Here is a 25,643-nt window from a genome sequence, read left to right as displayed (position 1 = left end):
CTCCGCAAGTCTGTTACAATCTTTTTCGTATTCACCATGTATTTCAGCGGCGGTTTGATTCCAAGTTATCTGCTTATTCGGAATATAGGCTTGATTGATTCCTTCTGGGTCTATATTGTTCCGGGCGTAATCGGGGTGTTCAACATGATCGTCATCCGTTCCTTTATAGAAGGCCTTCCCGAAGGGATTCTGGAATCGGCCCGGATCGACGGGGCGGGAGAATTCACCACCTTTATTCGTGTCGTGCTGCCGCTGACCATTCCGGCTATGGCCACGGTGTCGCTGTTTGTAGCGGTAGGACAATGGAATTCCTGGTTTGACGTATTTCTGTACAATTCATCCAATATCAATTTAAGTACGTTGCAATATGAGCTGATGAAGATTCTGCAAACCTCGACCACAACAGCTACATCATCCACCAGCGATATTTATTCGGCATCTCAAGGCGGCAGCGGAACGATGGTCACGCCGACCTCAATCCGGGCTACGATGACGATCATTGCCAGTGTGCCAATTCTGATGGTATATCCGTTCCTGCAGCGGTATTTTGTCCAAGGGATGACGCTCGGCGGCATCAAGGGATAGTCCTTAATCCGAAATATTTGTGATTCCGTAGAAGGCATTTCATTGAGGGGAGAAGACAGTTATGGCACAAGCATTAAATGGCGCCGCGGCATTGCGGGAGGCGTTCCAGGATGCATTCAATATCGGAGCTGCCGTGAGTACGGGCATCCTTCCCAGCCAGGGTTCATTCATTGCCAAGCAATTTAACAGCATTACGGCCGAAAATGAGATGGAGCCCAAAGAAGCGTTCCGGCGTGTTATCGATCTGACCGAAACCGAAGGGAGGAGCAAATAACCGTGAATACAGCCACGATTACGAATCCTATTATCTGGGCGGATGTGCCTGACGTAGATGTAATCAGGGTGGGTACAACCTTTTATATGGTTAGCACCAGCATGCATTCCATGCCCGGATGTCCGCTCATGAAATCGGAGAACTTGAGGGACTGGGAAATCGTGAATTATGTGTACGATACCTTTGAGAATAACGATGCTCACCGTTTGCTGGACGGAACGGGAATCTACGGCAAAGGTTCATGGGCGGCAAGCCTTCGCTACAACAATGGGAGGTATTATGTCTGCTTCTCCAGTAACGATATGCAGCAGTTCTATGTATACCGGACGGAGGATATTGAACATGGGCCATGGGAGCGTTCGGTGATTCCCGGACTTCACCATGATCCAAGCCTGCTCTTTGATGACGATGGACGCGTGTATGTGATTTACGGAAACGGCGATATCCGGATTAAGGAGCTGACGGAAGACGCGCCGGCCATAAAATCCGGGGGAATCGATCAATTGCTGCTGGAAGGCGGGCGGGAAGGCATCAATTTGCGCATCGAAGGCTGTCATGCGTACAAGCTGAACGGCTATTATTATTTGTTTTTTATCGATTGGCCGGGAGTTGGCAATCGGCGAAGACGGCAGTTGTGTTATCGTTCGAGGGAGCTTCTCGGTCCATATGAACACAAGGTTCTTCTGGACGATGATATGGACTACCATAATAATGGTGTGGCCCAGGGGGGTATCGTTAATACTCCGGACGGCGACTGGTACGCCGTGTTGTTCCAGGATCATGACGCTGTCGGCAGAATTCCTTGTGTGGTTCCTGTATCCTGGAAAGATGATTGGCCCGTTCTTGGAGAGGAGGGCAAAGTTCCGTTATCCATTGAGACGAAACTGCCGGCTGCGCATCCAAAGCCGCTTGTGATCAGCGATGAATTCGACTATGAGGACGACAGGCTTGCCCTGAATTGGCAGTGGAATCATAACCCGGATAACCGGCTATGGTCGGTGACCCAACGCCCCGGCTTTCTGAGACTGACGACGGGCAGCTTGGCGACAGGCGTCCTGCAGGCGCGCAATACGCTGACGCAGCGCACGGAAGGGCCGGCTTGCATGGGGGCGGTCTTGCTGGACACGGCCCGTATGAAGCCCGGCGATCATGCGGGTCTTGTTGCCTTGCAAAGCCATTTCGGCACCGTTGGCGTCAAGGTGGCGAAGAACGGCGACAAGTTCATTGCCATGAGCTTGAACGGGGGAAACGGTGAAGAGAAAGAGCTGGAAACCGTACGTTTCCACGGCAGAGATGTGCAAATGAAAATTCACTTTGATTTTGAGAACAGCAAAGATTTGGCATCCTTTCATTATTCCGTCGACGGGTCGGAATGGATGCCGATCGGCGGAGTGCTTAACATGCGTTACACCTTGGATCACTTTATGGGCTATCGGATCGGGTTATATTATTATGCTACCGCGCAAATCGGCGGCCATGCCGACTTCGGCTTTTTCCGTTACGAGAAAACCGAGAGGTAGTAGAATTAGGAGAAACTAGCGTATGGAAAATAAACTTTACGGAATTCTCTGCTATACGAGAGAACCGCTGGAACCGCAAATCTATTCCCCGAAGCTCGCGTACAGCATGCATCTCGCATACACCGAAGACGGGATACGTTATCGGGAGCTTAATCATAACTCAGGGGTGCTGTTCGCTAAAGCCTCAGAGCTTGCGAATGGCGCCCTGTCCGCCAAAAGTTTGAAAAATCCGTACCTGTTCTCTATGGCCGACGGAAACTTTGGCGTTGTAGCCATTCGGACGGAGGCGGACGGCTCTCCCGATCAGCAGAGCAAGGGTTCGGTGCTTCTGTTCACCTCCCCGGATTTGCTGCAGTATCGGGAGATCGGCCTGCTAAACCTAGTCAGCGGGCGTCATGTACAGGATGTCATGTGCGAATATGATCATGCGTCCCGAAGGTATATTCTTCGTTGGCGTGAAGAGGACGACAGGTATTATCAATGTGAAATGGCGGACGTGACACACCCGGGCGATGCTTCGGAGCCGAGGTTATGCGAAGCATTCACGCTGAGCTCGATGCCCGTCGGCATCGAAGGAGTAGTGCCGCGCAATGTGATACACGTATCGCGGAGCGTGGCCCAGAGGCTGATTCATAAGCTCACGGTGCCGGTCCATGTACGTAATGAGTTGCCGGAGCGTGTAGCCGTTTCGTCCGCAGAACAGTTACAAGCCGTCAAGGTGACGGCTATATACAGTGACGGCACAACCGCTGTTAAGCCGGTCGAGTGGGATGCGGCCGGAATCGACTGGAGCCGTCCCGGAGCTTATCGCATATCGGGAAGCATTCGGCAGGATCGCTTTGCGTTTCCGATTGCGATGAACCGTGCCGACCCTTGCATTGCGCAGTGGGAAGGCACGTATTATTTTGTCGCCACAAATGACGCCGACGGCAACCATTCGATATCGATCCGAGAGGCGGATTCCATATCCGGGCTGGTCGCGGCGGAAGAGACCAAAATCTTGGATACCGAAATGCATGATCATCTAAAGCGATTTCTGTGGGCGCCCGAACTTCATGGCATCGGCGGCGATCTGTATATTTTTCTTGCCGGCAGCAGCGGCGAATTCGGCGACATTCAATCGCATGTAATGCGGCTGAAGAAGGGCGGAAATCCAACGGCTGCCGGGGACTGGGATACTCCGGTCCGGGTCGTCCGGCGCGACGGGAGTCCGCTTTGTTTAACCGGCATTACGCTGGATATGACCGTATTGGAGCGGAAGGGCCGTCTATATGTGCTTTGGGCGCAAAGGGAATTGGTGCCGCATGATCTGGGCTCGTGGATCTATATCGCTGAGGCGGATGTGCGGGAACCGTGGAAGCTGAAGTCGGCGCCCGTCCTGCTGTCCAAGCCCGATTACGGCTGGGCGAACAATCAAACGTTCGTGGAAGAGGGGCCCTTCGCGCTCACTACAGACCGGAATATCTTCGTGACGATTTCCGGAGCGCTGGTCGATGCGACGTATTGCGTTGGACTGCTCAGCGCTGATTCTGATGCGAATTTGCTTGACCCGAACAGTTGGACCAAGGGCAATTACCCGCTGCTCGCTTCCGGAAGCGTACCGGGGGAGTATGGGCCGGGACATAACTCTTACGTGAAGGATGAGGACGGAACGATTTGGAGCGTGTACCACGCTCGCCCTGGCATTGGCCAACCCCGTTGCTCGGGTCTCCGCCGCGTACATTTCGACATCGACGGTGAGCCGATGCTAGGCCTGACTGAAGAGCAGGATTTGAATCCTGAGCTTGCGTCCGTATTTCTGAACGTGCTGGTGCCATGAATCTTTCTGGCTCTATGTAAAACAGTGTAACAAACGAAAGGCTCGTACAGGCAGGGGATTATGACTCCCCTGTCCAGTACGAGCGTCTGCGTTAATTACTCACAAGCGGTTGAACCGCCATATACCGAAAGGTACGTACGGTGGTGTGAGAGGTCGGCTGCTCAACTAATGGGCAGCCTCCTGCTCGATTAAAGACTTGAAACCGATCCCTTAGATGAAGAAAGTCCGGCTGATAATAACCAGCAGGATGAAAAGAACAAGAATTACACCAGTGCTGGTCCACAGACCGCCATATCCGCCTCTTACTTCTTCTACTCCGCTCATGCTCATTCCCCTTTCTCTAAGAATAGATCGATAATACACAGTATTCTATGAGCGTATTCAGGGGGATGCTTGGGCGGGTATAACGGTCCATTTGTAAAATTAACTGTTCTGCAAGTCCTGAACGCCGCGATGAATAAGATCAAACAGCTCTTCCAGGTTTTCCTCCGCGATACAGGAGAAGGCTATCCGCAAATCGGTATCTCCCAGCGCAATTGTTCCGACCTCATATTCGCGAATCAGGTGAAGACGCAGCTGGTCTGCGTTTACATCTTTAAGCTTCAGGCACATAAAGTATCCCGAGTTAAACGGATAATAACCCCATGCGTCTCCGTATTTTCCGCTGTCCAGCAAGGCCTTGACCTTATTGGCACGTCCCTTCATGATCTTGAACTTGGCATCCTTCTGAGCCTGGAAATCCGGAGACTTCAGAGCTTCAAGCACAAAGGTCTGGGAAGGGTGGGCTCCGCTTGAAATCGTGGCCCGGATAATGCCGGTAGTCTTTTGCTCAAGCGCGGCCAGAACACCGGCATCCTCAGAGGCATAGGTGATGAAGCCGACACGGAAGCCCCACACGTATTCTTCTTTAGTCGCACCATCCACTTTAATCGGTAAGATCCGTGGATGTAACCCGGCCAATTTGCCAAACAGGGATTCGTGCATGGAATCTTCGAAGAACAACCCGAAGTAAGCATCATCGGTGGCTACTACAACATTAATGCCGGCCTCGGCAGCTTCCAGAATCGCAGAGACGATTTCTTCTCCTTCCGATACCCCCGGCGTGTAGCCTGTCGGATTATTCGGGAAGTTGAGAATCACGACAGCCTTGCCCTTATCCTTCTGGGCCAGCAGCGATTCCCGCAATCCCTGGCTGTTGAATCGCATATCCTCTGTGAATAATGGATAATTGACAATGGCGCCATGACGACGGATTCCGAAGGTCAGCTCATAATTTTCCCAGTTCTTGTCAGGGTAAATAACTGCATCGCCTTCATCCACAAACAAATCGGCAACAATGCTCAGGCCGTGGGTCAGCGCATTGGTCGCAATCGGATTGCCGAAGGCTTTGTCCGCCATCGCCGGATTCTCGGCAAGCATCTTCTCCCGCCATACCTTGCGGAGCTCCGGCTTGCCTGCTGGAGGAGCATAAGGATAAAGGTCCTGCGGTTTGTAGGCAGATAAGGAGTCCTGAATGGCAGGTAAATGCATGGGGACGCCATTTTCGGTCGCGATGCCAATGGTTGCATTGAACTTTTTAGCGCCTGCCGCTGCTTCGGCGGATTGGCTCAAGATGCCTTCCTTCGGGAAATAAATCTCCCGGCCCAGCTCGGACAGCATGTCATACACATGAATGTTGCCGGATTTCAGAGATTCATTCAGTTGCTCTGCAAGTGGATTCATTTTCTTTATTCATCCTTCCGATCGGTTGTAATGGGCGATTCCCTTTTATAATTGCCTAACATTATATCATCTGCCCTATGAAACGTCACGGTCAAATCATAGATGAATGAGGATATTTATGAAATGATCATTTCGGAGTATAATTAGAAAAATATCAAGATTTAAGGAGGCTAAACGATGCTACATTTATCACCGTCCTCGTTCATTTTGAAGCCGGCCTTTGCCAAAATTGTGTGCGAGCCCGGTTGGAAATGGCATAAGCGCGAGAAGCCTCTGCAGAACTACGACTTGTTCTATGTGTGGAGTGGAGAAGGCACTGTCGTATTGAACGACCACCCGATTGAAGTCGGCCCCGGAAGCTGTTTTTTGTTCCGCAAGGGCGATCACACCAGTGCGACCCACAACCCTCAGCGCCCGCTCGTATTGACGTACATCCATTTCGATGTCAGTGAGCCGGCGGAGGAAGTTCCAGTCTCTTACCGCAAGCTGGAGGATCGGCTGGATTTTGAATATATGCTCTCCCGCTATGTCCGCCTGTTCCTTGTGAAGGCCTACGGGGCTGAAGAGGAGGCGAGACTTCTGCTGAAGCAAATGCTCATTCACCTGCTCCGCGAGGAGCGCGGAGTTCCCCAGGAAAAAAAGGTAAGCAACCAGTTGAATGAAGTTATTCAGGAAATTGCCAATTATGTACTGCAGCGGCCCAGTCTGAATCATAAAGTAGAGGATTTGGCGGCACGCGCCGGGTTATCTCCAAGATATTTCTCCATCAAGTTCAAAGAAATTATCGGACAATCCGTGCAGTCTTACATTATCAAATCGAGAATTGACCGCGCTCAGCATTTGCTGCTTCACGCTGGAATGAATGTGACTGAGGTAGCCGATGCGCTTGGCTACCGTGATATTTTCTTTTTTAGCAGACAATTCAAGCAATACACCGGAAAAAGTCCCTCAGAAATTCGCTGAATGTGAGATCATGCTTAAGCGGACAGGCCCTCAATGCCATGTCCGTTTTTTTGTACTCGACTTTGGTCCAGTAGAATACCAGTCTGAGGGTGGTATTTAATTCGACTTCAAAAATCTATACTGAAATAGAATATTGAGAAAAATTACAACAGCGGTCAAAGGACACTTCACCTGTTAACTGGGCTTACAATCAAGGAGGAACATTATTTATGAATAAGAAAAGGTCGAGCTTTAGCCAGGTGGCTTTAGTCACAGGGGTGACCGTATTATCGTTCATGCTGCTGTCCGGGTGTAAATCCGTGGAGGAGTCGGTAGACGGAGTCATTGGAGGCGGTACAAAGGAAGCCGTGAATACAGCTGCGCAAGCCGTAGCCCGAGCGGTAGAAGAGGGAAAGGAATTGACCACGCTGGGAAATGATTCAGATAGCCTTGTACTGGAAGCCTCTTCACCTGTAGGAAAATTCAGCGGGATGATTATCGACCACGAAATAGGCAATATTGAGATCGCCGCAAGCGCGGACGACCAAATTCGGGTATCTGCCCGAATTTACGATCTGAACAGCAAGTTAGTCAGCAAGAACCTGGAGAAGGTTTTGGAACAGGCTGCAGTCTCAATACAGGCAGAGGGAACACAAGCACGCATCCGGGTTCATGCCAGGGACGACGAACGGAAAGACTTGTGGGACTGGGCAAAGTCTAAATATAAGAACAATGGATTCGGGGTGGATTATAAGATCGAGTTGCCGACAGCTATAAGCTCCTACAAGGTATCCAATAACGTCGGGAATATCGAGTTGACCGGATTGACAGGGGCGTTCGAATTAAAAAATGAGGTGGGGAATGTTGACCTCGTCTCGGCTGGAATTGCAGGGGCATCGGAGATTAATGTCTCGACAGGAAGCGTCGAATTGGATGTCCAGTCCCTCGAGAACAAAGGCAAGCTTGCCGTAAACGTTGCACTGGGGGAGTATTCATGCCACCCTTGCGGATACTGTGGATAGCAGTGTAGATACAGAAGTGGGACTGGGGGAAGTGTCCAGCAGCTTAAATAAGAGCCGCATGGGTAAAGACGGCTCTATCTCCTTAGCTGTTGACGTCGGCAACGTCGATGTTAATTGAAGGAACCAGGAAAGCTCCCAAGGATTGCCCCATTTGAACCTTCTGGCCTTCTTTTAGCGAAGGATCAGGTTGAAACGTTCCATTCTGGGTAAGAAGCACAACGGTGGAGCCAAACTCGAAATAAGCAAGGTCGTCGCCCTGATTCCAGGAGACGGCCTTGTCGTCGCTATAACGGATACTGCTGACGTTCATAGCACCGACCTTGATCAAGGCAAGCTCACCTAAAGAATGTCGAATATAGGTAATCAGCCGCTCGTTCCGGCTCAATACCTTGTTCATATGACGCATTCCGAACTCATTAACAGGATAAACCTTACCGCGAATATGTTCCTTCTCGAGCAGTGTTCCCGATACGGGTGCATGAATTCGGTGATAATCAGTTGGGCTAAGGTATAGGACGAACGCATATCCATGCTCGTAAGCCGGTAATCTTGGCGAATGATTAAGCAGCTCGGATACGCTGTAATCCTGCCCCTTCACATTAAGCATCGTCCCTGCAGAAATCTCCCCCATGTAGGTGATTTTTGCATCGACCGGACTAATTAACCCGTGCTCCGATAATTGAAGCGTTCTCATGCCCGCCTTCAGTCTTCGCGTGAAAAACTCATTCAATGTCTGGTATTCACGCACTTCCTTCTCTGCCTCATGCAGCGGAATACCGTAAGATTTGGCAAACCAGGGAATCAGATGCCGGCTCATCCCTGAATGGGAGAATCGCCCCATTAAGTTAGAAATCCATTTTCGGGAAGACAGTTCAGTCATCCACTTCATCCAGTTCACAGCCAATGTATATCCTCCTAACATAAGTTGAACAGGCATCCTCCTGCTCTCACTTCCGCTAATATTGACACAGAATAAGAACGAAATCAATATAGATATAAGTTGAACTATTGAATATTACGTCTTGGGGGCAACGTGTGAAGTATGCTTACGATCGCTGTTGTTCGCGGATTTCTTGAATTGAACTAAGATGTTATACGGTAGAAATCCACTCACAAAGGCGAACGCTTACGCTTTATGCTTCCGAAGCAGCTTTCTTACAGAAAGCTTTTAACACTTCACACTTATGCCCTTTCTACTCAGATTTATAGTTCAACTTATATTGTCTATATTTTTTGCTTGTGTCTCTGGAAGGTTTTGGAGTATAGTAGTGTCAATTGAATACGGGATACGGGAGCTTGAGTGAATCAGGCTGAGATAGCAGCATAATCCGCTGCGAACCGTTAATCTGATCTGGATAATGCCAGCGTAGAGAATCTGTCGTCTTGTCATGCACTTTTGTTGTATAGGCAGGCCAATTTACAGCCGTCTGAGCATATTCAGCCGGTTTTTTTGCGTATCCCGAAATATCAAAAGAAGGAGAGATCATGGATGAATGAACAAAGAAATTCAAGAAGCGGAGGGAGCCTTCTCGCTCCAAACAGCAGAGGAGGCAAGGGGCTGAAGCTGAGTGATATTCTGGTAACGGTATTGATCTCCGTCGTCCTTGGAGTGGTCTATCACTTTTGGAGCTCGGTATACAAGTTGTTCTCCCCCTTGTTTTTTCAGGCGGATGAACTGGTGTACGGGATGTGGTTTATTGCTCCAACGCTGGTCTTTTTACTGATTCGTAAGCCGGGAGTCGCTCTGCTTGCTGAGGTTGCTGCAGCACATGTGGAAATTCTGTTTGGCAGTGAATGGGGAATTCAACTCGTGCTGTATAGCGTACTGCAAGGGCTTGGGGCGGAGCTGGTATTTGCGTTGTTCCGGTATCGTAAATTTTCAGGCTCCGTGGCGGCCTTGGCGGGTGTTGGTGCTGCTGCCGGATCGTTGATTCCCGATATTTACTACGGTTATGTCGGCGACACCCAAACCTGGCTATTAATCGCCAAGTACGGCATGCGGGCAGTCAGTTCAGCTCTGATCGCCGGTTACCTGGCCTTTGCGCTGGCCAAGGCGGTGGAGGCCACCGGAGTCACCTCTCTGCTCCGGCCGGTATCAGAACGAGATTATGCGGCTTTGGAAGATTAAAGATGGGTGGATTGCATTGTGAAGCCATATCTTCGAACTTGCATGCTGAAGCAACCGGCGATACCGTCTCACCGGCCGCTGCGGTTTGGGATTTACGGCTTAAATTTCCCGAAGGGGAAGCTTTTGTTTTCAAAGACCTCTCCTTTTCGGTGAAACGAGGGGAGAAGCTGCTTGTATTAGGACCAAGCGGCAGCGGGAAATCGACGCTGCTCCAAGTGCTTGGAGGCATCGTTCCGGGACTTGTGGAGGTGCCTATGAGATGCTCGGGGCAAGTGCTTCCTGCTTCCTGGGGAATGCTGTTCCAGGACCCGGATGCACAGTTTTGTATGCCTTATGTGGATGAAGAGTTGGCTTTCGTATTGGAAAACCGGGGGGTGGCAAGGGAAGAAATGCTGCCCAGGATGCACGATGTGCTGAGAAAAGTAGGGCTCGATTTGAAGGAAATTCACCTTCCGATCGGGACATTGTCCCAGGGCATGAAGCAGCGGTTGGCGCTGGCCTCCATTCTGCTGATGGATCCCGACGTGCTGCTGCTTGACGAGCCTTCCGCCCTGCTGGATCCCGAGGGAAGAAGACAGATCTGGGAGGCGGTTTCTGAGGTTGCAGAGGACAGGACGCTCATTATCGTCGAACATCGAATCGAAGAATTGCTTGATTTGGGGCTTGTGGATCGAGTAGCTTTGTTCGGGCCAAGCGGACAGCTTCTGGGCCAAGGCGCTCCCGAGGAATTGTTTGTCCGCTGCCGAAAGGAGCTGGGGGAGTACGGGATCTGGCATCCTGGCGTCTGGAGTCATTTTCGGTTTTCGGCAGGCAGTCAAATAGAACAGGGCGAGAGTATTCAGCCAGGTTCAGGCCCTTTCCTGCCTTCAGCCGAACGGTTGGACCGGCCTATTATCGAACTCTCCGAGTTCCGGGGCTTTCGCGGGCACCAGAAAGTCATTCAAGTCGAGCGGGCCGAGGTGTACGCTGGAGATTTTATTGCGGTTACGGGGCCGAACGGAGCCGGAAAAAGCTCGCTTCTGCTTGCGCTAATGGGACTGCTCCCCTCTGAAGGTAGTTATCTTCTGCTGGGGGAACGGTTCGGGGGGAAAAGGCTTCGAAAACGGCAAGTCCAATCGCTGTCGAAGAGAATCGGATTCGTCTTTCAAAATCCCGAGTTTCAGTTTGTCGAGAACCGGGTGGATCAGGAGATCGGATTTTCTTTAAGGGAAGAGGGAATATCTCCCGAAGAGATCAGGCAGCGGGTGGATCATGCGTTGGACCAATTTGGTCTTGCCGGACTGGAGCAGCGACATCCGTACCAATTATCGCTTGGACAGAAGCGGAGATTGAGCGTGGCGGGCGCGGCCGTCCTGAAGAGACCGGTGTTGTTGCTTGATGAGCCGACGTTCGGACAGGATGCTGTGAACACGTTTGCCATTTTGAACTTGTGCGAGGATCTTCGGCGCAGTGGAGTGGCGATTGTGATGGTGACTCACGAGGAACAGATCGCGGAAGCGGTAGCTACCCGCCGATGGGAAGTCAGAGAAGGAACCCTGACCGATTATGGGTACACGGACCGGGGAACCCGGCTCCCGCATCATATATGCGAAGCCGGCATGGCGGAGGCAATGCTATGAATACATGGCTGGCTCCCTCCGCAATCACATGGATGCACCGGGCTAATCCGGTGCTTAAACTACTGTTCGTCATCGGGCTCTTTTTTGTGGCCTTATTTACGCACAGGACTGATTTTATGTTCTACCAGGCGGTGCTATTTACGCTGCTGTTGTTCTGGCAAAGCGGATACTCCTTCTGGAAGGTGCTCCTGCTTGTGCTGTCTTTCGGCCTGGTATTTATATCCTCCTCTTCGACAATGATCCTGTTCGGTAAAGGGGATGTGCTGTGGTGGGAATGGGGATTATTCCGAATTACGGAGGAGAGCTTCTATCGCGGAATTCATATTGGATTTAAATCGGTGACCATTGCGTCCGAAGGGCTGCTGTTCGTTCTTACAACATCTTCTGTAGATATGTTCTACGCCTTGATGCAGAAAATAAAGCTTCCTCCCAAATATGCGTACAGCTTTATGGCCTCCATCCGACTGCTGCCGATGGTTTGGGAGGAATTCCTGATCAGGCGGAATGCGCTCCGTATTCGGGGGGCGCGAAGTTTGAAGGGGCCGCGGGGATGGATTGCCGGAATCAAGATGTACGCGGTCCCGCTGCTGTCCCAAAGTATCCGAAGAGCCCACCGCGTGGCGGTCGCGATGGAGGCGAAGGCTTTCGACGGGAATGGCCGTAGAACCTACTATTACCCATCGCGCTTCTCGCGTTATGATCCGCTGGCAGCGGCGATCTTCATAGCAGCGGTTATTGCAGCCCTGGCTCTAAGCGATGGTCTCCCGCTATTTCATATCACGGATGTAAGATATTCCGCCAATACTTGATTGACGGAGTTAGCAGGATCCTGAATGCTGCAGCAAATAACGTGCAAAAGCCATAGGTTGTCGGTACGTATCGAACCATACTTCGTTCATTCCGGCTTTCCGAAAGCCGTAACGCTGATCTCTGCCGTTGCATTCAATAAGATATACCTGCCCGTTATTCGTAATTCCGATATCCATGCCAAGGTCGGCGAGCAAGGGCAGACGGCCGGACAGGTAAGCTGCGGCCCTAAGGGCCAGATCCAGGCTGTCCGTCAGGGCGCGAGCTGTTGTGAAAGGCGGAAATATGCGCCGGAGTAACAGCTCGGCGGGAAAAGCGCTGCCTCCCTGAGCAAGATTGGAGAGGAATCTTCCCGGAGCGGAAACTTTGGCATACAGTCCTGTAACCGCCCAATCTCCGCTCAGACCCCGTTGAACAGTTACACGGACATCCAGGGGGCGGCCGTCTATTTCAGCCAGCGGCAGCCTCTCCTGAATCAAATATGGAATTTGCGTGACTCTTCGCTTTACCCAGGCGGGCAGTGTCCCTCGCTTGTCAAGGCGAAGCACCTTCCAAAGATCCGCCGTCCGGCGGGCCTTGTAGAGCAGGCTCCATCCCCGGTTATCCAGCTTGAGACGCATAATTCCGCGTCCGACCGAAGCGCTTGCCGGTTTGAGCAGCAGGTCGTTATAACGCTCCATCATCAGTTCTATATTGCCCGACGTAGCTTGTAAAGAAGCAGGCAAGTGATGCGACAGCAGGGGATGCTCCGCCAGCAGACGATGAATCTCATCTTTGCCATAACGGTTGTTGTGGTTGTAGATGATGGTTCCCTGCTCTTGAAGGATGCGAATTTTTCGCAATGCGGAAGGGGCTTTATAGATCGCGCGATTATGAATGACTCCCGGAGTTTCAATGACCACTTTTCTGAGTCTGTCTTTCTCTTTCAGATAAACGAGACTTTTACCGGAATCGGGATGGATATTGTCCAGACACAGATAACAAGGTTTCAGATCGTAAAGGGCGGCAGCTTCTTCATAGAAGGGCAGAGCTTCCTGTCCGGTTCTGCCTCTTTCCGCTCCCCGGTGTGTTCTGGCATTTAGCAGGATACCGACATAATCGGGTGGCATGGCGCTCCCTCCTTTTTTACGGTACGTCATTGTCATGCGCCCGCCCTGTTCCCTTCTCTTCACAGTATGTGATTATCCCCGGCTCAGCATGGACGGATGAGGGAGGTTAACAGCCTGATTTATAGCCAAGTTCATAAGAGTCAAGTTCTCAGCACAGAGGATATGGATGAGGACGGGTTAGTATTTGGAATTGCCTCCTAAATAGTCACCAAAGAAAAAGCTCCCTCGTATAACTACTGATAAGAGCATGAATGGCTGGCTAGGAGGGAAGAGGTTGTGAACCGACCCAGAATCGCTGTCGTGACACCGGGCTCCTTTATTATTCCTTCGGGTAGAAGCAGTTCGGTAGAAAGAGTTATTGAAAAAATTGTCCCGCTTGCATCGGATCGGCTGGATATCACGGTCTTCGGCAAGAGAGGCGAACATATGAATGCACGGGAAAAGATCGGCGATGTTCCGTGCATCAGGGTAGCGGAAGGAGCCGCATATTATCCGTCGATTCTCTCCCATCTCAAATCATGGCAGCCTGAGGCGGTTGATGTGCATAATCGGCCGGCGCTGGCTTACCTGATCAAACAGAATCTTCCAGGCGTCAGAGTGATTTTGTCGCTGCATTCAACAACTTTTATCAAAAGCCGTAATCCTTCGCGTTCCCTTATGATAAGTAAGCTGCGCGCGCTTGACGGAATTAGCGTAAACAGCGATTATTTGCGCCGGGAGGTCCAGTACCGTTATCCGGGATTGTCGCTGCCTATGTATGTAAATCATCTCGGTGCGAGTCTTGAAGATTTCCTGCCCCGTTGGACCCCGGTTGGCGAAGGTCTTCGCCAGGGGAGAATGGCGGAATACGGATGGAGCGGACGCAAAATCGTCCTCTTCGTCGGCAGGCTGATTCCAGAAAAAGGGGTGCATGCTCTGCTAAAGACGGTTCCCCATGTCGCCCGAACCCATCCTGACGTTCTGTTCGTCGTTGTCGGCAGCGCCTTTTACAGCAGACCCGGCGAGACAAGTTACGTCAGGCATCTGAAGGGGCTTGCGTCCTCTTGGCCGGATCACGTCATTTTTCAACCGTTTACGCCCTATCCCCGCGTAGCGGACTGGTACAATCTGGCGGATGTTGTAGTTGTTCCTTCGGGTCAGGAGGAGGCTTTCGGACTCGTGAATGTGGAAGCGATGGCTTCCGGTATTCCCGTCATTGCGTCCGATGCCGGAGGTATTCCTGAAGTTGTGGAGCATGGACATTCAGGTTTTTTGATTCCTTCGGAACATCTTGATGGCAGGCTCGCGGACGGGATCGTAAGGCTATTGAATGATGAGAAGCTTCGCCGCCAGATGGGAACGGCCGGGCTGGAGGCGATACGAAGCCGCTTCAGATGGCGGCATACCGCCGACCGCTTTATATCCATATTTTCATCCAAACAAGCGTAAATGCCTGTGAGCCTAGCTCGAAAGGTATCTACGCTTGTTTGCTGAATTGGGGCTTGCATCGGGCGAAGTCTGTACGTTTGCCGTTACATAGGGCGAAACGCCGCATAAGCTATCTTATATTCCAGCCATTATGAATATCTGGAAGGATGGACCTTGATGGATAAGAGAATACGGCTCAGTCATCGGAAAAGACGGTCGCCCCTCCAAAAAGTAAAACGGAGTAGAGCATTCTTTCAATGCGATCCCAAGCCGGTCGTATCTGTCATCATTCCGGTTATGAATGAACAGCGGACACTTGCCGGGGTGATTCGGGAAGCTGCCAGAGTACACCCGAAGACCGAAATTATTGTCGTGGCAAACGGTTGTACGGACGGAAGCGTACGGCTAGCAAGAAGACTTGGCGCTATTGTTCTTGAATACAAGGACCCGTTGGGACATGATGTCCCGCGGGCGATCGGTGCCAGACATGCAAAGGGTGAAGTATTATTGTTCGTCGATGGAGATATGGTTGTTCCAGCTAGGGATTTACGGCCGTTCACGGCTGCAGTGTTATCCGGGATAGATGTGGCTCTGAACGATTATGACGGACCGGTTCAAAGTCAGGAAGCACATCCGGTCGTCAGTGCCAAGCACACATTGAATTCTTTCCTCGGCAGACCCGATATAAAGGGAGCTTCATTAACAGCAGTACCGCATGCGCTTAGCAGACATGCCGTACTTAAAATAGGCTTCGAGGCGCTGGAGAAGCCGCCGCTCGCCCAGGTGGCCGCCGTTCTGGGCGGATTGGAGATTCAGGCTGTGCACTCCGTGAATGTCGGGCGCTTAAACCGTCCAAGAACCCGGCTCAGGCAGCAGGGGAAGGGGGATTTGTTGACCGCGATCGTGATTGGCGATCATTTGGAGGCGGCCCAGTTGCTCTTGAACCGGCTTGGTCCCCGCGGTGGATTTTCCGATCTCGGGCGGCTTCGTGAAAGAGTGAGGTGAGCAGATAAGGTGACCAGATCCAAGAAAATCATCAGAACACGAAAAAGACGCAATAAACCTGCCGTTTTCAGAGGCCGGAAAAAGACAACCCGGCGAGGCAGAACGCTTCTTCACCCAGTTGGCTCGGTGAGGAAAGAACGTAACAGACGTCGTCCGGTGCAGAGAACTGGAAAGTCGGAGCCCCCTCGGCCGAAGCTGGATTTGTCAGCCGCTTATGCAGCAGGAGCCCAAGCCGGGGCGGAGTCGCTGCAATTGCATGGGAAGATTAACGGCCCTATGTCCCGAAGTCATTTTCAAAGCGCTTTGACAGAATGGTTCGCTGATCATATTGCGGGAAACCGGCCGCCATATTCTGAGGCTCTAGCTCTATGCTCTTCCTATCAGAAGGGCTATGCGGCTTCAAGGCAGGAGAACGAGAGCATTTACGGTGTACCCCTGCCGCTGGTCTCGAAGGCTTCCGCCGTCATTACCGCCTGTAATGAAGAAGATACGATTGGAAAGGTGATCAATGAGCTGGAGCGTTTGCCCCTGAGTGAAATTATCGTGGTTCTGAATGGATGCACGGATAACAGCTTCTCCAAGGTGGCATGGCGTAAAAACATTATATTGGTAAACTTTCCGGATCGGCTCGGCCATGATGTTGGACGATCCGTCGGAGCCGCTTTGGTGACGGGCGATTCGATATTATTTGTGGACGGTGACATGGAGGTGCCCGCCGAAGAGCTTGGCGCTTTTTTGTACGAACAGGAACAGGGGGCGGATGTCGTATTAAATGATATTTCCCGCTATCTTCCTCCTTACGAACGGCAGGATGAAGTAACGAGATGCAAGCTGTATTTGAATCAGGCGCTCGACCGCCCGGATTTGCGAAGCAACTCCCTAACCGCAGTCCCTCATGTTTTATCAAGAAAAGCTCTTGAGACAGTAGGGACCGAGATGCTGTTGGTGCCTCCGAAGGCGCAGGCAATCGCGATCATGGAGGGGCTTGCGGTAGCAGCGCCCTGTTCCGCAGATGTGATCAGTCGCAACAGGCTCCGGCAAGGAAATTCGGGAGCGGGGAACAGCGTGCTCTTGCTTATTTTAGGCGATCATCTGGAAGCGCTGAACGAGGCGATACGCCGTAAAGGGACGAAGCTGAGCTGGGAAACTGCCTCTCGTTCGCAATTGGCGAAAGTGAGGAATGGGTGATGAGCAACCGGACAATGACAAGTATTATCATTCCCACCTATAACGGATTAGAACTGTTGATAAAGTGCATAGAATCGATCCGCAAGTATACGGATGTTCCTTATGAGATTATCGTTGTGGATAATGGATCAAATGACGGGACGAAGGAATATTGCCGGAAGGAGCGGCTGATCCTGATTTCCTTGCCCGAGAACCGGGGATTCCCGGTGGCCTGCAACAAGGGGCTGGCTGTCGCCGCCGGGGAACAGCTGCTTTTGCTGAACAATGACTGCAGGGTTACCCCGAACTGGCTTTCACAGCTTCTGACCGCTTTAAACAGCGCGGAGGATATCGGGGCGGTCGGGCCGGTAACGAATTATGCGAGCGGAGAGCAGCAGATCGCTGCCGGCCTTGGGGGACAGGACGACGATGGATGGATAGAATTTGCGAGGATATTTAACCGTACGGATCGTTCAAAATGGATGGGAGTAAAGCGGCTCATCGGCTTCTGTCTAATGTTCAAGCGAAGTGTTTACGAAAGGGTAGGGCCGTTGGACGAGGATTTTTCGCCTGGCCATTATGAGGATGACGATTATTGTTACCGGGCTGTCAAGGAAGGCTTCAGACTGCTCATTTGCAAAGACACCTTTATTTATCATGAGGGCAGTGCGAGCTTTAGAGAAACGCAGCCACAGGAGTGGAAGCTCTTAATTGAAAATAACCGTAAACGGTTTATGAATAAATGGGGAGCCGATCCCCGGCAGTTCATTCAAAAGGAGGAGAGTCCGTGAAAGGTGTCATTTTGGCGGGAGGAACAGGCACAAGATTATTACCTTTAACCCGGCTGATTAACAAGCATTTGCTTCCGGTCGGCGAATGGCCGATGATCTGCTACGGGATCGAAAAACTTAAAGAGGCAGGAATTACGGATATCTTGTTGATTATCAGCAAACAGTCCGCCGGACTATACACCGACTTTTTAGGGAGCGGGAGCGATCTGGGTGTCAGGCTGACTTATAGAATCCAGGAGAATGCAGGAGGGATTGCCGAAGCATTGGAGCTTGCCCGCGGCTATATTGTTCCAGGCGACCGCTTGGTAGTTTTGCTCGGCGACAACCTGTTTCTTGAGAGTCTGAAGCCTTTCGTCGACAAATTCGCCGAGCAGCCTGCCGGGTCGGCCAGGGTGTTGTTGAAGAGAGTCGACGATCCCGAGAGATACGGAGTTCCGGTCTTTGACCCGAATCATCCTGAATTGATTTCATATATTGAAGAAAAACCGAAGCATCCCAAGTCTGATTTCTGTGTCACCGGCATCTACATGTACGATGATAAAGTATTTGAGCACATTGCAGTTACCAAGCCGTCCAGCAGGGGGGAGCTTGAGATTACGGACGTCAATAACTTGTATGCCGGCGAGGGGAAGCTCGAATACGACATCTTGCATGGGTGGTGGACGGATGCAGGAACGTTTGAGTCCTTGCATGCTGCTGCGGAGCAAATGAAGGATACGGGGCCCGAGAAGAAACCTTGACAGCGGGAGGTAGGAAGATGAGGACCAAACCGGGCAAAAAGTGGAGCAGGCGGAGAAGGAGAAGGTTTTCTACGAAGCTTTCCCGTGAACGCAAATCTGGTTACCGTGATCGGAGGCGTTCAGGCAGACGCAGATCCGCCCGGACATTGCGGGGGCAAGCGGATTCTCCGGTTCTGTATGAGAAAGAGCATGACCTTATCATGGATTCGGAATCGGAGAACCCCTCGTTAGAAGGAGAAGAGCAGGAGAATTCCTCGGGTATGCTGGAGTCTTCACTCCGGGATGCCTATGAAGCCGGCTACCGAGAAGGATACTTTGAGGGCGGAGAGGGGATCGTGACACGTTTGCTCCCGCCGAACATGATTATGCCCGGCGTGACGGTCGAAGGCTTAATCGCTTCAGGCATCCGGCAGCTCGCTCCGGAAGAGATGATCCCGCTGCTCCCTCCGCACGAGGTAGCTCGAGCGCTGCAGGATGCCATGGATGACAAACTTCATTTGTCCGTTATCCGGCTCGGAGATGGAGAGCTTTTGACGTTGGCCCATGACACGATTCTGCCGGTGGAGGAAGTGCGTAAGCGTGGACCCTTCCTCCCCTATAGCGGGGTAGAGCTTCCGGCACATTCGATCCGCGAGGCACTTGCTGACGCATTGCGCAAGGCGGATATCATCGGTGTCCCGCAGTCGCGGCATCCTTCCTTCCAAGGCTTGCTGCTCCCGGTTTTCAGACATTACGGCCTGAACCCGGCAAGCCTTCGGCTTACTTCCTCTACGGTGAATTACGCCTTAGAGGAAGAAGGGCTGCTGCTTCCGCTGCTTCAAGGCAGGAAGGTGCTGATCGTCGGCAATCGGGCAGAAGGGCTTGCGCTGGCATTGCAGCCGCATGATATTGAGATTAGCGGTCTTATTACACCGGTCAGAGGTGTTCATGATACGGAGTTGGTTGTGCGTGCTGCATCAGGCTACGCCTTTGACATTGCGCTGGTGGCGGCGGGGATTGCGGCGGTGCTGATTTGCACGGAAATTGCAAGCCGGCTAGGCAAGCCGGCGTTCGATTTCGGCCATTTGGCGAATAAACTTGAGAGTGGCGCTTAGCAGAAGGCTCCGCCAATCGACAAGGAGGGGGCGCATGAAAAGAAGCGGACAGACCTTATTCGATAAGGGGTACAGAGCCGGATATGAGAGAGGAAAGACGGCGGGCTATGAGGACTTTGAACAGCCGTTCGATGGAACAAGCATTATTATACCTACTTTCAATAAGAAGGATCTGCTGCTGCAATGTCTGGACAGCATAGAAGCTAATACCCCTTTTCCCTATGAATTGATCATTGTTGACGACGGATCGGATGACGGCACGCCTGAAGCGCTGCGGACAAGACGCAGAATCCGGGTTGCGGTGCATGAGCGCAATAAGGGTTTTGCCGGAGCTGTTAATACCGGACTGATGATGGCGAAAGGGAAGACGGTGCTGATTCTTAACAATGACGTGATCGTGACGGAGCATTGGCTTGAAAATATGCTGACCTGCCTCCATAGTTCCCCGGACATCGGCGCCGTCGGCCCGGTCACTAATTATATCGGTGGGGAGCAACAGATTGAGGTTCCGTACAGAGATCTTACAGGCATGAGGGAATTTGCAGCCAGCCGAAACCGGTTAGACCGGACAAAATGGAAAGAGACGGAACGACTCGTCGGGTTTTGCCTGCTGCTGCGGCGGGAGGTCGTCCAGAAAATCGGCTTTTTCGATGAAGGCTTTCGTATTGGCAACTATGAGGATGATGATTGGTCGGCGCGTTTAAGGCTTCTTGGATGGAGGCTGGTGATTGCCGGGGATTCATTCATCCATCATCTGGGCAGCGAAACAATCAGGAGTCTGGACGCCCGGCTTTTTGAACGAATCGAACAGGAGAACAAGGCTTATTTCCATTTAAAATGGGGGCAGGTCCATGAACGGCTCAGGCAGATCGAGCGGAAGAGGAAGGAGCGCGGGCAAGCCTTTACGGATCAGCCTCCCCGGATAGAGGGCTGCCCCGTTCAAATCCTTGCCAGCAGTGGGGCAGGACATTTGTATTGGATTGACCAAGGGATGAGATACAGGATCAAGAACGCTAAAATGACTGATCTTCATGCATTGCATCCATCTGCAAGTGCGATCAGGTTATCACAGCAGACGCTCCGGGCATTGCCGTTTGGGGGAGAGTGGGAGATGGAGGAAGCGGTCCGGGCATTGTCGGAGGCGTGGCGGGGGGATCGGCCGATCGGTGAAGGAGCCGTGGTCCGGATTCCGGATGGCCGGCTTTTTCAGATTGATCAGGGAGCAGCACGGCTCATTTGGTCCGAGTATGCCGCTGAAGCATGGGGATTAAAGAATAGGGCAAGAACAGTGACAGCCGAGGAGCTTGCTGCATATCCGGAGGGCTGGCCTGTGCTGCCGCCGATCCGGTACAATTCTGCAGAAATTTGATCGCGTGTAATATGGGAGGAATTCCCGTCCTGTCGTAACATAGAACAGCGCCCCGGCATATGCTGAAACAGTAGAATGCCAGGGCGCTTTTTCGGGTAGTTGAATGAAAACGTCCTGATTCTTAGGTCAAATGGAGGGCTGGAAGTGGAACAGAAAATCACGGATATTATCATGCATATAGGGCACTCGCATCAGCAATTGGCCCGTATCATTGATGCCGAACGCCATGTTACCGTCAGGCTGTCTGAAATCGTCAACGCGCTTCCCGACCAGAGTCCGAATTTCGAAGGTGTGGAGGGTTTGATGGAAAATTCGTCGTCTATCAACAAAAGCCTCGTATCGTACTTGAATTCGATTGCCGATCTGCAGGATGCCATGGCAGAAAATTTGACGCATGTCATGTCGGAGTTAAATGGTTCGGAAGATGAGTAGGCCGTATAAGCGGAAGCCGTTGGAGGTGACGTTATGAGCAGAGAACATGCTTATCTCAACATATTGGACGCTATGGCCAAAATTCAATGGAACGTGGCGATGATTCTCGAGGCTAAGGCGGTAGAGGCGGAAAAGGTAAGAACCTGGAGCTTGAACCACATACACGCGCAAAGCTTCGAAGATCATGAGGACCAGTTAGCGAAGCCGATCGGGGTGCATGATGAGATTGTGGAAATCATTGAAGGATTGACCAAAATGTCAAACGGCCTGGGCAGCAATTTGCGTTCACTTCTGTCGTCGGGTGATAGCAGCGGGGATGATTCGGGAGGCTTCGGGGACTTGTTTGGCGGCGGGATGGGCTTCGGTGATGGGGACAAGGAAAAATGATACCGATCTCTAGTCTCCGGAATGAACGGGATGCCAAGCTTGAGGTGATTCTTTCTATTTCGAGAAGTCAAAATGCACTGGCCCGAATTCTGGAAAGCATCGCCGATGTGTCGAGTTACTCTGAAGAAACAGCTCTTACATTAGCGAATCACATGGACCGGATAACGCGGTATCAGCAGGCGATGGCATCGATGTTAATGAATATCACGCTGAACCCGCTAAATACCGGGATCCCTTCAGCGCCTTGGATCAATCCGGATAAAGGCGTTTTTATTGAATCCAGTTTAAATTAAGGGGAGGCTGACCATTGAAATGGCGCTAAAAAAGAAACGCTCCAAATTACGCAAAGGGAGAAAAGGCAGTATAAAGCGGACAGTACGAAAAGGCAGACGCCTTAGAGCGCATGGGAAAAAGGCATATGGACGGCGGAAGACACTGCGCAGAAGAAAGCTTGTCCGCCGCGGAGCCAGACGCCGGGGTTCAGCACGACGTCGCCGAAATCCGGTTGAGGCACCGACTCCTGTACCGGTGCCGGTGCCAGTGCCGGCAGACGTGGATAAGGATGCGCTCTATCAAGAGGGATATAATGAATCCTATCAGGAAGGCTTTAATTCCGGATTCGCTAAGGGCTTCGAAGATGGCCATAAATTGGCTTACCAGCAGCAGGAATTTAAGTAAAGGGGGGAAGCTAGAGCTTCCGCCCCGTGTGCAAAAGCATAAGGCAGTTAAACATCGGAGGGCGAGTTAGAGGGGCAACGTGTGAAGTATGCTTACGATCGCTGTTGTTCGCGGATTTCCATGATCGGACTAAGTTCTCACAAGGGGGAAATCCGCTCACAAAGGCGAACGCTGACGCTTTATGCTTCCGAAGTAGCTTTCCTACAGAAAGCTTGTAACACTTCACACTTATGCCCTTGCTCTTCGCCTTGCTGTTTAACTGATATGCAGTTGCACATGGCTATTCTGAAGCAGCATAGCAATAACTGCACTGCTATTAACTTGCCTCCCTGCGGCATACAAGCAGGATACTCCGCGCAAGTCTCCTCCCAACTACCCCTTGCTGCTAGGCTCGCCTCAGGCTGGGCATCACAAATGGAGGCCTGCACGATTCACTTTACGCCAGCTCAATGGAACACTGGGCACCTGGAGTGGGCGCCCAGTTGTACGTTGCTTCGGCCTTGTGTAGAACGCGGAACTTCGTTATCCGACGGGGTGTTCCAGTCTTGATCCGAGCTTTACTCATCCCACTTGGTCACCCTCATTCCTGTCACGGGTTACAAGGGCATACTCCAGTGAAATTTCTTACCTTAAATTCTTCACTCGGCGCTCGAACTCCATTTTAGTGAAAAAAATTACCTTAGATCTCCAGTATCTAGTTAAATCCACGGTATAGTTACTTTTAAGCGAAAGAATTTCACTATATCCGCATTTCCACCATTTCACCTAAATTTAGAGTAACTTTCTTCACTGCACACGTATGACCCGTATTTGCATGGGGTCTGCCAACTGTCGTCATGCTGTGAAGCATCGCGTGTTGGGAGCTTTGAGCAGGTTGAGATCTGCATGATGCTGATGCGAGATGTGCGTATACGTACTTTGTTGGATTTTTGCAGAATCTGCTGGAGTTAGTCCGTGTGTGGGTAGTTGTCTATGCACCTACCCGCTGAAGGTGATATGATGCGCAGTTACTGTTTACTGTGCAATAGCAGTTAGCAGGCTGAACCGCAGTTAGCACGTAGGAAGGGCAGTCGTGTGAAATGATCCTACAATCGCTGTTGTTCGCGGATTTCCATGATCGGACTAAGTTCTCACAAGGGGGAAATCCGCTCACAAAGGCGACCGCTCCGCTTTTTCAGATTCATTTCACACTCTTGCCCTAACTATTGCGCTTATTGAGTTCAACTGCAATGCAGCTTGCACATGGCTGAGCCTAAGCTGCATTGCAATACGCTTGTCGCCTATGACAACGCACGCAGGTACTGTACGCAGGATACTGCACAAGCCATATGCTAAGCACGCACAGCAACTCGAGCAATGAACGCAGTGCATAACGATCGCGTGCATGGAAGTTGTGCTTTGCCTCACGTGCGGACGTTCACCCGGCGAAACAAGTGCCCGAAAGCAATTAAATTACTGGAGTGGGCCTCCATGCGGTTAAACAAGTGCCGGAAAGCAACTAGATTGCTAATGCGAGCGTTTCATGCACGAAATAAATGCTGAAAGGCAATTAAATTGCTGGAGCGGGCACTCATACGACCAAACAAGTGCTGAAAAGCAATTAAATTGTGCTCGTGATGCTTCGGCCTTGTACCGAACCCCCGCCTGTCTCGCCATCATCTTGTCCACTAGCTCCAGTCTTGCTTCGAACTTCACTCGTCCTACCTAATCAGCCTCATTCTGGTCATGCCCCAGTGAAGTCTGCAGTGCATCAGCGCCATCCGGCACTTTATATGCCGGATGACGAGCCTGTATATACATATCAATGAATTCGAGTGCTTTGCTACCGCATGAAGGGTCGTGTGTGAGTGCTACTATAGTGCATCTGGCACTATAAAGTCGAACTAAGAGAACTGCGTAATAAGGGCATAAGTGTGAAGTGTTACAAGCTTTCTGTAGGAAGGCTACTTCGGAAGCATAAAGCGAAGGTGTTCGCCTTTGTGAGCGGATTTCTTCCTTGCTATGTTTATTCAATCAAAGAAATCCGCGAACAACAGCGATCGTAAGCACACTTCACACGTTGCCCCCAGCAACGCAGAATCATTAGCCGGCGGTTCTGGACAAGCTGGGACATTCGCCAATTTACGAGGCGAACGGGTATATATCCACTCCGGCGAATGGCCCTCCGCATATAGTTATACAGTCAAGAGATTAACCCATAGATAGGATTGAATGCCGTGAACAGAGCAACAGTACGAGCTAAAGAAAAAGCCCGGCGAGCGATATATCGGCAAGGATGGAGCGAGGGATATCGGTATGGGGGATGTGTGGCGGTCATGGAACAAACCCAGGTGACAGCCCCTCCTAAGGAGGAGATTCGCATTCTTTATGTTCAGCAGGGCTTTGAATCCGTAGATCAGGGGATGATTGGGGCTCTGCGGGCTTTGGCTGGAGCGTTGGAGGTTGCTAGCCCGGAAGAAATGCTTCAGAAAGCGGAACAAACGAACCCCAATCTGGTGCTTGTAATGAATGCCCTGCATGTGTTTCCCGCCGAGCACAGCGAACAAATCGATTTGCTTCGCAGCCGGGGCATCCGGACCGCGGTCTGGTTTGTGGATGATCCCTATTATACCGACAGATCGCTGCCGCTTGCGGGGCATTACGATTATGTATTTACGCACGAACTTTCCTGTGTTCCTTTTTACAGGGAAGCTGGCTGCAGCGAGGTTCACTATCTGCCTCTTGCCGCGGATTCGGAGCGATTTGCTCCCATCGAGCCGCCCCGTTCTTATCAGTCCGACGTCTGCTTCATTGGCAGCGGATTTTGGAACCGGGTCGCTTTGTTTGACGAGCTGGCCCCATACCTGTCGCGAAAAAGGGTTCGGATTATCGGTGGTTTATGGAGCAGGCTTCAGCAGCAAGAGCTTCTTAGGCCCCATATTCACGAAGGATGGGTTGAACCGGGGGAGGCCCGGATCTATTATAACGGGGCGAAAATCGTCATTAATATGCACCGCCCTACGGAATCGGGCCAGGATAACGCGAAC

General features: G+C 51.5%; 25 protein-coding genes and 1 riboswitch. Of the genes, 21 read left to right on the top strand and 4 right to left on the bottom strand.

Annotation, left to right across the window (positions count from 1 at the left end):
* The 4 genes from TX85_RS27745 to TX85_RS21030 form a co-directional block, all read left to right on the top strand.
* Nucleotides 1–585, top strand: a 585-nt coding sequence (locus TX85_RS27745; RefSeq protein ID WP_044481842.1) for a carbohydrate ABC transporter permease, incomplete at its 5' end; no start/stop codon positions are given.
* A gap of 61 nt (nt 586–646) precedes the next feature.
* The gene (locus tag TX85_RS21040) at nt 647–859 is read left to right on the top strand and encodes an endo-1,4-beta-xylanase (RefSeq protein ID WP_044481841.1); all 213 of its coding nucleotides are present in this window, start codon (nt 647–649) and stop codon (nt 857–859) included.
* A gap of 2 nt (nt 860–861) precedes the next feature.
* The gene (locus TX85_RS21035) at nt 862–2,379 is read left to right on the top strand and encodes a glycoside hydrolase family 43 protein (protein WP_044481840.1); all 1,518 of its coding nucleotides are present in this window, start codon (nt 862–864) and stop codon (nt 2,377–2,379) included.
* 22 nt (nt 2,380–2,401) lie between these two features.
* On the top strand, nt 2,402–4,198 hold the full coding sequence (locus tag TX85_RS21030) for a family 43 glycosylhydrolase (protein ID WP_044481839.1): 1,797 nt from the start codon (nt 2,402–2,404) through the stop codon (nt 4,196–4,198).
* Nucleotides 4,199–4,408: 210 nt separating this feature from the next.
* Here the strand turns inward: TX85_RS21030 and TX85_RS27740 are convergent, their stop codons facing one another.
* Nucleotides 4,409–4,522, bottom strand: a complete 114-nt coding sequence (locus TX85_RS27740) for a YjcZ family sporulation protein (RefSeq protein WP_212941163.1) — start codon at nt 4,520–4,522, stop codon at nt 4,409–4,411.
* Between the two features lie 99 nt (nt 4,523–4,621).
* Entirely contained in the window at nt 4,622–5,920 is a 1,299-nt protein-coding gene (locus tag TX85_RS21025) for an aminotransferase class I/II-fold pyridoxal phosphate-dependent enzyme (RefSeq protein ID WP_044481838.1), read from the bottom strand.
* A 177-nt stretch (nt 5,921–6,097) separates the two neighbouring features.
* On the opposite strand from TX85_RS21025, the gene TX85_RS21020 reads away from it, so the two are divergent.
* Together TX85_RS21020 and TX85_RS21015 are read left to right on the top strand one after the other, a co-directional pair.
* Nucleotides 6,098–6,883, top strand: a complete 786-nt coding sequence (locus TX85_RS21020; RefSeq protein ID WP_044481837.1) for a helix-turn-helix transcriptional regulator — start codon at nt 6,098–6,100, stop codon at nt 6,881–6,883.
* Between the two features lie 209 nt (nt 6,884–7,092).
* Complete coding sequence (locus TX85_RS21015) at nt 7,093–7,884, top strand: hypothetical protein (RefSeq protein ID WP_044481836.1); 792 nt, start codon at nt 7,093–7,095, stop codon at nt 7,882–7,884.
* An 82-nt stretch (nt 7,885–7,966) separates the two neighbouring features.
* Here TX85_RS21015 and asd read toward each other — a convergent pair whose 3' ends face one another.
* Nucleotides 7,967–8,788 (bottom strand): archaetidylserine decarboxylase, encoded by an 822-nt coding sequence (gene asd / locus TX85_RS21010; protein WP_044481835.1) that lies wholly within the window; start codon nt 8,786–8,788, stop codon nt 7,967–7,969.
* Between the two features lie 374 nt (nt 8,789–9,162).
* Nucleotides 9,163–9,274: riboswitch (TPP riboswitch) on the top strand.
* 99 nt (nt 9,275–9,373) lie between these two features.
* Between asd and TX85_RS21005 the strand changes: the two genes are divergently transcribed.
* From TX85_RS21005 to TX85_RS20995, 3 genes are read left to right on the top strand one after another with little or no spacing between them, the layout of a single operon-like run.
* A complete protein-coding gene (locus TX85_RS21005) occupies nt 9,374–10,012 on the top strand; it encodes an ECF transporter S component (RefSeq protein WP_044481834.1) in 639 nt (212 codons plus the stop codon).
* Nucleotides 10,013–10,050: 38 nt separating this feature from the next.
* A complete protein-coding gene (locus TX85_RS21000) occupies nt 10,051–11,631 on the top strand; it encodes an ABC transporter ATP-binding protein (RefSeq protein ID WP_233500818.1) in 1,581 nt (526 codons plus the stop codon).
* Entirely contained in the window at nt 11,628–12,440 is an 813-nt protein-coding gene (locus tag TX85_RS20995) for an energy-coupling factor transporter transmembrane component T family protein (protein ID WP_044481833.1), read from the top strand. Before TX85_RS21000 ends, TX85_RS20995 begins: the two co-directional genes overlap by 4 nt.
* 9 nt (nt 12,441–12,449) lie before the next feature.
* Here the strand turns inward: TX85_RS20995 and TX85_RS20990 are convergent, their stop codons facing one another.
* On the bottom strand, nt 12,450–13,547 hold the full coding sequence (locus TX85_RS20990; RefSeq protein WP_044481832.1) for a YheC/YheD family endospore coat-associated protein: 1,098 nt from the start codon (nt 13,545–13,547) through the stop codon (nt 12,450–12,452).
* A 276-nt stretch (nt 13,548–13,823) separates the two neighbouring features.
* Between TX85_RS20990 and TX85_RS20985 the strand changes: the two genes are divergently transcribed.
* The 12 genes from TX85_RS20985 to TX85_RS27735 form a co-directional block, all read left to right on the top strand.
* Complete coding sequence (locus tag TX85_RS20985; RefSeq protein WP_044481831.1) at nt 13,824–14,975, top strand: glycosyltransferase family 4 protein; 1,152 nt, start codon at nt 13,824–13,826, stop codon at nt 14,973–14,975.
* Nucleotides 14,976–15,131: 156 nt separating this feature from the next.
* Nucleotides 15,132–15,959 carry a glycosyltransferase family 2 protein gene (locus TX85_RS20980; protein ID WP_044481830.1) on the top strand — a complete coding sequence of 276 codons (828 nt, stop codon included), beginning with the start codon at nt 15,132–15,134 and terminating at the stop codon, nt 15,957–15,959.
* A gap of 126 nt (nt 15,960–16,085) precedes the next feature.
* On the top strand, nt 16,086–17,147 hold the full coding sequence (locus tag TX85_RS20975; protein WP_148444395.1) for a glycosyltransferase family 2 protein: 1,062 nt from the start codon (nt 16,086–16,088) through the stop codon (nt 17,145–17,147).
* Complete coding sequence (locus tag TX85_RS20970) at nt 17,147–17,917, top strand: glycosyltransferase family 2 protein (RefSeq protein WP_044481829.1); 771 nt, start codon at nt 17,147–17,149, stop codon at nt 17,915–17,917. The genes TX85_RS20975 and TX85_RS20970 overlap by 1 nt, the downstream gene beginning before the upstream one ends.
* Nucleotides 17,914–18,657: a sugar phosphate nucleotidyltransferase gene (locus TX85_RS20965; RefSeq protein ID WP_044481828.1), complete on the top strand. Its 744-nt coding sequence runs from the start codon at nt 17,914–17,916 to the stop codon at nt 18,655–18,657. Before TX85_RS20970 ends, TX85_RS20965 begins: the two co-directional genes overlap by 4 nt.
* Nucleotides 18,658–18,674: 17 nt before the next feature.
* Complete coding sequence (locus TX85_RS20960; protein WP_233500817.1) at nt 18,675–19,751, top strand: GT-D fold domain-containing protein; 1,077 nt, start codon at nt 18,675–18,677, stop codon at nt 19,749–19,751.
* Between the two features lie 34 nt (nt 19,752–19,785).
* A complete protein-coding gene (locus TX85_RS20955; RefSeq protein ID WP_044481827.1) occupies nt 19,786–21,120 on the top strand; it encodes a glycosyltransferase family 2 protein in 1,335 nt (444 codons plus the stop codon).
* Between the two features lie 144 nt (nt 21,121–21,264).
* Nucleotides 21,265–21,552: a nucleoside-diphosphate sugar epimerase gene (locus tag TX85_RS20950; RefSeq protein WP_081671834.1), complete on the top strand. Its 288-nt coding sequence runs from the start codon at nt 21,265–21,267 to the stop codon at nt 21,550–21,552.
* Nucleotides 21,553–21,585: 33 nt separating this feature from the next.
* Complete coding sequence (locus TX85_RS20945; protein ID WP_044481826.1) at nt 21,586–21,939, top strand: hypothetical protein; 354 nt, start codon at nt 21,586–21,588, stop codon at nt 21,937–21,939.
* Nucleotides 21,936–22,232 carry a hypothetical protein gene (locus tag TX85_RS20940; RefSeq protein WP_044481825.1) on the top strand — a complete coding sequence of 99 codons (297 nt, stop codon included), beginning with the start codon at nt 21,936–21,938 and terminating at the stop codon, nt 22,230–22,232. Before TX85_RS20945 ends, TX85_RS20940 begins: the two co-directional genes overlap by 4 nt.
* Nucleotides 22,233–22,251: 19 nt before the next feature.
* The gene (locus tag TX85_RS20935; protein ID WP_044481824.1) at nt 22,252–22,617 is read left to right on the top strand and encodes a hypothetical protein; all 366 of its coding nucleotides are present in this window, start codon (nt 22,252–22,254) and stop codon (nt 22,615–22,617) included.
* 2,216 nt (nt 22,618–24,833) lie between these two features.
* On the top strand, nt 24,834–25,643 hold an 810-nt coding region (locus TX85_RS27735), incomplete at its 3' end, for a CgeB family protein (protein WP_044482145.1).

The sequence above is a fragment of the Paenibacillus antibioticophila genome (assembly GCF_000455265.1).
Classification (GTDB): Bacteria; Bacillota; Bacilli; order Paenibacillales; family Paenibacillaceae; genus Fontibacillus; species Fontibacillus antibioticophila.
Note: the sequence above shows the minus strand (reverse complement) of the source record. Positions and strands in the feature narration are given on the sequence as shown.

Coding starts and splice junctions, on each gene's coding strand:
- TX85_RS21020 (WP_044481837.1), top strand. CDS start 6,098: ATGCTACATTTATCACCGTCCTCGTTCATTTTGAAGCCGGCCTTTGCC.
- TX85_RS20990 (WP_044481832.1), bottom strand. CDS start 13,547: ATGCCACCCGATTATGTCGGTATCCTGCTAAATGCCAGAACACACCGG.
- TX85_RS20945 (WP_044481826.1), top strand. CDS start 21,586: ATGAGCAGAGAACATGCTTATCTCAACATATTGGACGCTATGGCCAAA.
- TX85_RS20995 (WP_044481833.1), top strand. CDS start 11,628: ATGAATACATGGCTGGCTCCCTCCGCAATCACATGGATGCACCGGGCT.
- TX85_RS20970 (WP_044481829.1), top strand. CDS start 17,147: ATGAGCAACCGGACAATGACAAGTATTATCATTCCCACCTATAACGGA.
- TX85_RS20940 (WP_044481825.1), top strand. CDS start 21,936: ATGATACCGATCTCTAGTCTCCGGAATGAACGGGATGCCAAGCTTGAG.
- TX85_RS20935 (WP_044481824.1), top strand. CDS start 22,252: ATGGCGCTAAAAAAGAAACGCTCCAAATTACGCAAAGGGAGAAAAGGC.
- TX85_RS20955 (WP_044481827.1), top strand. CDS start 19,786: ATGAAAAGAAGCGGACAGACCTTATTCGATAAGGGGTACAGAGCCGGA.
- TX85_RS20960 (WP_233500817.1), top strand. CDS start 18,675: ATGAGGACCAAACCGGGCAAAAAGTGGAGCAGGCGGAGAAGGAGAAGG.
- TX85_RS21040 (WP_044481841.1), top strand. CDS start 647: ATGGCACAAGCATTAAATGGCGCCGCGGCATTGCGGGAGGCGTTCCAG.
- TX85_RS21025 (WP_044481838.1), bottom strand. CDS start 5,920: ATGAATCCACTTGCAGAGCAACTGAATGAATCTCTGAAATCCGGCAAC.
- TX85_RS20980 (WP_044481830.1), top strand. CDS start 15,132: ATGGATAAGAGAATACGGCTCAGTCATCGGAAAAGACGGTCGCCCCTC.
- TX85_RS21015 (WP_044481836.1), top strand. CDS start 7,093: ATGAATAAGAAAAGGTCGAGCTTTAGCCAGGTGGCTTTAGTCACAGGG.
- TX85_RS27740 (WP_212941163.1), bottom strand. CDS start 4,522: ATGAGCGGAGTAGAAGAAGTAAGAGGCGGATATGGCGGTCTGTGGACC.
- TX85_RS21005 (WP_044481834.1), top strand. CDS start 9,374: ATGAATGAACAAAGAAATTCAAGAAGCGGAGGGAGCCTTCTCGCTCCA.
- TX85_RS21030 (WP_044481839.1), top strand. CDS start 2,402: ATGGAAAATAAACTTTACGGAATTCTCTGCTATACGAGAGAACCGCTG.